This is a genomic window from Wolbachia endosymbiont of Drosophila seguyi (assembly GCF_028981765.1).
Classification (GTDB): Bacteria; Pseudomonadota; Alphaproteobacteria; order Rickettsiales; family Anaplasmataceae; genus Wolbachia; species Wolbachia pipientis.
On sequence record NZ_JAPQLM010000070.1, the window covers coordinates 1 to 4,434 of the forward strand.

Annotated in this window: 6 protein-coding genes; 2 read left to right on the forward strand and 4 right to left on the reverse strand. The window is 33.0% G+C overall.

Annotated elements, in window-relative coordinates; all coding sequences use genetic code 11:
• Positions 1-73: 73 nt before the first annotated feature.
• Genes OZD62_RS01330 through OZD62_RS01340 form a run of 3 tightly spaced genes read right to left on the reverse strand, consistent with a single transcriptional unit; the run spans position 74 to position 1,446 of the window.
• Positions 74-388, reverse strand: coding sequence for an FtsB family cell division protein (locus OZD62_RS01330; protein WP_010962526.1), 315 nt, complete (start codon positions 386-388; stop codon positions 74-76).
• A gap of 49 nt (positions 389-437) precedes the next feature.
• Positions 438-566 (reverse strand): type B 50S ribosomal protein L36, encoded by a 129-nt coding sequence (gene ykgO / locus OZD62_RS01335; protein WP_275019267.1) that lies wholly within the window; start codon positions 564-566, stop codon positions 438-440.
• Between the two features lie 49 nt (positions 567-615).
• Positions 616-1,446, reverse strand: coding sequence for a pyruvate, water dikinase regulatory protein (locus OZD62_RS01340; RefSeq protein ID WP_006280267.1), 831 nt, complete (start codon positions 1,444-1,446; stop codon positions 616-618).
• 135 nt (positions 1,447-1,581) lie between these two features.
• Here OZD62_RS01340 and ccmC point away from each other — a divergent pair, with 135 nt between their 5' ends.
• Positions 1,582-2,292, forward strand: a complete 711-nt coding sequence (gene ccmC, locus OZD62_RS01345) for a heme ABC transporter permease CcmC (RefSeq protein WP_275019268.1) — start codon at positions 1,582-1,584, stop codon at positions 2,290-2,292.
• Positions 2,293-2,300: 8 nt separating this feature from the next.
• Positions 2,301-2,717: a GNAT family N-acetyltransferase gene (locus tag OZD62_RS01350; RefSeq protein WP_083250453.1), complete on the forward strand. Its 417-nt coding sequence runs from the start codon at positions 2,301-2,303 to the stop codon at positions 2,715-2,717.
• A gap of 51 nt (positions 2,718-2,768) precedes the next feature.
• Here the strand turns inward: OZD62_RS01350 and OZD62_RS01355 are convergent, their stop codons facing one another.
• Entirely contained in the window at positions 2,769-4,373 is a 1,605-nt protein-coding gene (locus tag OZD62_RS01355) for a hypothetical protein (protein WP_275019269.1), read from the reverse strand.
• Positions 4,374-4,434: the final 61 nt, after the last annotated feature.

Here is a 4,434-nt window from a genome sequence, read left to right on the forward strand (position 1 = left end):
TCCTCCAAAATTTTATTTTACCCAAAAAAACTCTTTTCTTTCTCTCCACTTTTTCTGGGTAAGGTCACTACTGCTATTCCACGTCAAGAACAACCATAAGTTCATTAGGGTTCACATAACCTAAAGCATTTTTTGCTTGCTCATCAAGCAGATCTAAATCTAAGCTTTTTTCATATAAGCCAAATACTTTGTTGTCCAACTTTTCCTTTTCAGAAGAGACATCCTTTAGCAAAAGTTTATTGTACTCGATTTCTTTTTTTAAATCGATTAACGTCAATAAGCCACGTTTACCTGTAATTGTGCTAATGCTGAAATATAATGTAAGGGAAGAAATGAGTAAGGCTGCGCTTAAACACAGTAATTTTTGCTTCTTTTTAGATATAAGCACCGTACTTTCACATATAAAAAATATATAACATGAAAAGGTGAACAAAAAGCTAAGAACCTTGACGCGCTTTACACCTTGGCTTTACCTTATTTATAATGTAAATCTTACCACCCCTTTTCATAACTTTACAATTTTTATCTCTGTTACGATGAGATTTTAGCGACCCTTTGACTTTCATATCTATAGTAAGAATTAAATTACTTTACATTATAATCACTTATCAAGAGTTAGTCAATTGATAACATTTTATTAAAATATTGTATAATTGTTGCTGATACTTCTTCGATCGACTTTTGCGTGACATCGATAATTGGCCAGTTATTCTGTTTAAAGAGCTCCTCTGCTTCTTTAATTTCCTTTTCTACTTTCTCAGGGTTAGCATATATATTATTATCTTCGTTGTTAATTGAAGTAAGTCTATTTTTGCGTATTTCTATTAGCCTACTTACGTCTATTGTTACCCCTATCGTTAGTTTATTTTTTAATTTTGCCAAGTCAACATAAAAGGGTACTCCACTAACAAAAGGAATATTTGCAACTTTATAGCCTCGGTAAGCTAAATACGTACTGGTGGGAGATTTTGATGTACGTGAAACTCCAACCAAAATTATATCTGCTTTATCAATATCTTGAATATTTTGTCCATCATCATGATTAATAGTGTAGTTTATTGCCTCAATGCGCTGAAAATATTCGTTATTTATCTCAGTATGCAAGTCAAGCTTTTCGTCTTTTTCAATTTCAAGATAAGACGAAATTTCTCTAATAATATGTGATAATATTGCTCTATAGGGAATTTTCAACTTTATACAGTTATCTTTTAGATATTTTCTTAGCTCATCATCAGTAATAGTGCATATAACAAAATTATGCTCATCACTTTTCCTATTAATTTCCTCCAGAATTTTGTCAATCTGCTCTTCTCCTTTTACAAAAGACCAAACATATTCGATCGTTTCTACAGAACGAAAGTGTTTCAGAGCTGATTTTGCAACTGATATAACAGTTTCACCACTTGAATCTGATACTAAGTGTAGATTAAGCTTTTTAAGGGTCATATACTAAAAATAATAGCTAGCAATCTGCTACTGAAATTATGCTAATTTGTTGACCTACGTAAATATAGAAAAACTATCCTGTTGATAAAACTCAAACTAATTGGTAAATTCTTAACACAATTATTCTCAAAACGAATGTTTTTATTAAAGCCTACAAATTTCTCTTATTTTTCTAAGAAAGCTCTACCTTGGCTTGGGGTTATTTGTTTCGCATGTTTTTTAATTGGAATGTCTTTGGCGTTATTCTTCTCTCCAGAAGATTATAAACAAGGAGAAATTGTACGAATCATGTACATTCATGTGCCTTCTGCATGGCTTGCTCTTGGAATATATGGATTAATTGCATCACTTGGTTTCATTTCATTGGTATGGAACAATAGCATTGCTAGTGTCTTGGCACATGCTGCTGCTCCTGCAGGGACAGTCTTTTCGGCAATATGCTTAATCACAGGCAGCATCTGGGGAAGAGGAACCTGGGGCACTTGGTGGGTATGGGATGCAAGGCTTACTTCAATGCTGATTTTATTTTTCCTATATGTTGGCTACCTTTCATTGTGGAGCGCTTTTGATAATGAAGCGAGGGCAGAAAAATCAGCAGCAGTATTTGCCATCTTTAGTGCTATAAATATTCCTATAGTAAAATTTTCCGTGAATTTATGGTCCACTCTCCATCAGCCAGCAAGCATTTTGAGAAAAGGTGGAATAGCAATAGAAAGTTCCCTGCTGTTGCCACTGGTTGCAATGTTTATGTTTTGTGCCACATTTTTTTTAGTAGTGTGGATACTGTATTCACTTTACTTAATTAATTTATATAAGATAAAGAGAGAAATCAGTATGCGGTATTAGGCCGAGAGATGAAAATAGAACACACCACATCACCAAGTAGCAAAGACATTGAATTCCTACTCAAAAAGATTAATGAAGAAACCGTTGATAAAGGTACGTGTAACCCATTTGCTTTTTTTATTCGCGATGATACTGAACAAATTATTGTAGGTTGTAGCGGTTTTGTTATCTATGGTTCAATTTACACTGACTTGCTTTGGGTGCACTCTGATTATAGAAGAAAAGGTATGGGAAAGCAGCTAATGGAAGAAGTTCATGATTATGGTCGTGAGATGCACTGTAAAATAGCAACCGTTGCAACCATGAATTTTCAAAAAGCGAAAGTATTTTATGAAAAGCTTGGGTATAAGTGTGATCTTGTACGTCCAGGGTATGTTAACATGTATATTTTTGAAGAAAGTGTTGTGAGATGCACTGTAAAATAGCAACCGTTGTAACCATGAACTCTAAAATATTTAAAGAGCCTACTAATATCTTTAAGGTAAATGTTCATGTGATTCCGCAGAATAATTCTGTTTTTTGATTCTATCTGTCCATTTATCATTTTCTATATCTTGTTTGTTGGTTGCTTTTTTTTCTTGCTCAACAATTGCCTTATCTATCTCCTTATGAATTGCATCAATTGCATTAATCGCACCTCCTTTTTTGTATACTTCGCTTTTCCCTTCAATAATTGACTTAATAAAAGTATTTACAACAGACTGCACTTGATTATGATTAACCTGACCTTTTGTCAAAGAAGGTAAAGAGCCTAATTCCATCAATACTTCTGGTGCTGTTTTATCTTGAGTGGAAAGTCCTAAATTATCTGCTACTTTACTTATTAATAACTCTCTGTGTTCTTTATTATCTTCCAATTTAGCATAATCACTCAATAGATCTATAACGGTAGATACTCTGACTTCAACAACATCATCAACATCTTCATCTTCTAGAGCAACTCCTGACCCCAATAACCTCTCTCTGAGATTTTCGCTTAAAAGATTGATAAATTCTTCATTTGCATCTGATCCTGTGGTTGATATTGTACCATCTAAATAGTTACTTTGAGCACCGAAGCCATGCTCTATTTGTATTTTTGTCTCAGGTTTAAATCCTAATTTTGCACAGAATTTCTGAAAATATTCTTTAATAATGTCAAACAAGCTCTTGCCATTATCTTTATAATTTTTTAACTCTTTAGGAATAGTAAGTGACAATTTACCATCTCTGTATGTTACAAAGTCTTCACCATTGTGAGATTCAATTGTAAATTCCAATGAACTAGACAGATTACATATCTTATCGCCATGCATAACTTGATTTTTAACAGAGAGTATTGGTAGCCTCATATCAGATCTAATTCTCACATTATTTTGGTTAGCACAATCAATATTTATTACTTTTTTAGGATTTTCTACTATGAACGACTGTCCAAGTGCAAGTTGGGTTTGTATAAATGGAGCAGCCTCATACCCTGCTTGATTACAATTGGTAACTAGCTCTTCTAAAATAGCATCACTTGGAACTTCTGCCCCAGCGTATCTGAACATTTTTTTGAAAACTTCTTTTGCAAAGGAACGGTAATCCTTGTTTTCATCTTTCTCTGTTGGTAATAGATGGATATACCTTTGGCCAGCATTGTAAAATTCTTCAAATTCTTTCTTATATGAATCGGTTTTTTGATGATTGGCAGTTTTGGAATTTTCACAGTGATTTTTCCATAGCTCACCCAATGCATTACTTACAAGCTCTTTCTCAATATCTTCGAGTACTGAAGCAACAAAAGCTTTGCCATGATCCGTATCTATTTCTCTTGTTCCTTTTTTGTTAAATATTTCGTCATTATATATATCATCACTATTAAAAAGTTCGCTTTTGCGGTGCTTAGCTCCTTCCTTAAATGCAATAATAAGATTTTTATCTATTTCTTTTCCGTTAATAATAAAATTCATCCTTTGAAAATCTAAGAACATTGTTTCACCGGAATTCGCTAATTTATTATCTTGATCTGCTCTTAATTTACTAAAATTGAACTCTTTAGCTGTGGCCTTTAATCTAACTACTGGACTCTTATTATTTTTTCCTTTTGTCTCTTTCATAAATAACACCTTACTGTAAATATGCTGTAAGTTATATCATATAATGATGAATAATTTGGTA